This window comes from Arthrobacter sp. P1_A5 (genome assembly GCF_056406825.1).
On the sequence record NZ_JBFTZL010000314.1, the window covers coordinates 1 to 2187 of the forward strand.

Genomic DNA, 2187 nt, shown 5'->3' on the forward strand with positions numbered 1-2187 from the left:
GGTGAGAGGTCACCAGGTGTTCCTGTGGTGGTTGTGGTGCCTATTGTCGTGCCGGTTTCCGTGATGGTCCCAGAACCCGTCCTTGTCATGCCGGCAGCCGTCCCGGCCCGTCCACGAGCCGCGGTGGTCGTTGTCGTCCCRCCAATTGCCATGATCGTCGCGCCACCCCCATCCGTCGGCGTTGTCATGCCACCGGTTCTCCCCGTCCCACCAGCCATTGCGCGTGTCGTGCCGGTTGTTGTCCCGCATGTGGTGCCGGTTCACAAATGAGGACTGACTCCAGGAGCTGGGGGAGGCGGTCGAAGTGGTAGCGGCGGCGCTGGCAGGCAGGGCGCTGGCGCCCAGGCCCAGTGCGGCGGTCACCGCGGTTGTTCCAATGATGCGAATAGCCTTGTTCATGAAACTTGGTCCTAACGGAGATCGATTTCCCTGGCCCCGGGGCGGGCCGGACAGGCATGCTGCCGGGGGCCCATGATTTGCGTGTCTGCTGACGCGATCCTCAGTGAGGGCACCGGGAGATCTGAATATCATCTTTGGTGGTCGCGTCGGGCTCTCTGGCCGGCGTTGTTGTCGGTCCGGGTCTGCAGGACCGGTCGCTCCAGAACTGTTGCCCGGAGCACCTTTCCAGTCAACGCCCCTGCATTGACTCTCAAAAGGGACTAAAGACCCTGTTTCTGCAGCAATCGGACGGATCGCTTCAGGAGCTGGGATGCTGGCGGTCGGAGCAGCCCCGGCACGTTGGCCACTGCCTGGATTGACGCTGCCTACACCGTTACGGCCTGGTTCGCCAGGGTGGCGACGATGGCTGACATTTTGAGGCCGGTGAGCACCGCCGTGAGCAAGACGACGCTGATCGTGACCCACACCGGGGCGAGCCCCCGCCGCGGTGCTACCTCGTGGACGATCACGGAGCGGCCAATCACGTAGACCTCCCTGCTGAGGAACACCCACGCCCAGTGGAAGGGCCGGACAACGCCGTCCTTGCGCAGCCGGTCCCAGTCCAGGTACGCCAGGAGGGCGGACACGCCGTAGGCCACGAAACTGATTGCTATGAAGAGGAAGTAAGGCGCCGTGAAAATCGACGCCGGATCAATTGTCTGGATCTGCCGCGGGCCCACGGTGCGCAGCCGGAGCACAGGGTTCCAGAACATCAGCAGGATGAGCGGTACGAGCGGCAGGGCCACAATTGTCCAGATGTACGCGTTGTAGACCGGTGTTCGGTCGCTGATGCGCCTGCGCGGCGCCACCGGGTGGCGGGGCGCTGTCGCCTGGAACTGCGGTGCGTTGAACTCGCCGGTCCAGGCCGAACCGTTCCACCACTGAAGCCGGCCCGAGCCTGCCGGGTCCGGATACCAGCCAGGGCCAGGGGCGGAGGCGTTGGGCGGGACGGTCATGGCTGTTCATCCTTTGCGTGGCGTGGCGCGCGTTGGCTTCTTCTGTTCCGTGAGAGAGCGTACAGGGGGATGGGCAACTCCATGATTCCCCCATTGGTCGCAGTGGTGCATTGGATGGAGTCTAACCGCGGCCCGTGCCGGCGGGAAGGCCGGCCGACGGCGCAGACCCGTCCGCTGGAACCCTTGGGCCAGCCTGCCGCCCAGGCGCAAAAGGGCAGTCCGGAAGTCTCGACGCGCCAGCCGATCGGGAGGACGATTAATAGGCAATCACCACGAAGGAGGTCAGTGATGTGCTATTCGTACAACAGGGATTCCTGGCGGGATACCAGGAAGGATGCCGCAAAGGATTCTGAGGATCGCCCGGAGACCCGGGCGGAGGCGCCGGAATTCAGGTTCTGGGCCTTCCCCCGCCGCAGCAAGGAGTTCACGGTCGAAGAGCCGGAGAAGGTGCGCGACCGGTCCCGCGAGAAAGTCTGATAAATCGATGTGCATGAGGCGGCCGCTGAGCCACACAGTTCACTGTGACGGTTCGGCGGCCGTTTCATGGCCCGGCGGGCCGGCGGAGGCCAATGGCCGCGGAGAGGCCTATAAGCAGACCGCTGAGCGCCAGCAGGAATCCGCCGGCAAGACTGCCTTGCCCGTCCGGTCCGGGACCAACCCTGCCGGCCGCCGCTGCGGAAGGAATCGCCGTTGCGGACTCTGGGCCCTGGCCAGCGTCTGGCGACTGAGGGGCGGACGTTCCCGCCGTGGCTGGGACCGGAACAGCACCCGTGGCCGGTGGGGTGGGGGCTCC

The 2187-nt window shown here is 65.5% G+C and carries 3 protein-coding genes; 1 reads left to right on the plus strand and 2 read right to left on the minus strand.

What is annotated here, in order from left to right:
• Positions 1-9: 9 nt before the first annotated feature.
• Together AC1D1S_RS20775 and AC1D1S_RS20780 are read right to left on the minus strand one after the other, a co-directional pair.
• The gene (locus tag AC1D1S_RS20775) at positions 10-399 is read right to left on the minus strand and encodes a hypothetical protein (protein WP_476995407.1); all 390 of its coding nucleotides are present in this window, start codon (positions 397-399) and stop codon (positions 10-12) included.
• A 365-nt stretch (positions 400-764) separates the two neighbouring features.
• Positions 765-1394 (minus strand): DUF2510 domain-containing protein, encoded by a 630-nt coding sequence (locus AC1D1S_RS20780; RefSeq protein ID WP_476944094.1) that lies wholly within the window; start codon positions 1392-1394, stop codon positions 765-767.
• A 288-nt stretch (positions 1395-1682) separates the two neighbouring features.
• On the opposite strand from AC1D1S_RS20780, the gene AC1D1S_RS20785 reads away from it, so the two are divergent.
• A complete protein-coding gene (locus AC1D1S_RS20785; RefSeq protein ID WP_028275031.1) occupies positions 1683-1871 on the plus strand; it encodes a hypothetical protein in 189 nt (62 codons plus the stop codon).
• Positions 1872-2187 lie beyond the last annotated feature (316 nt).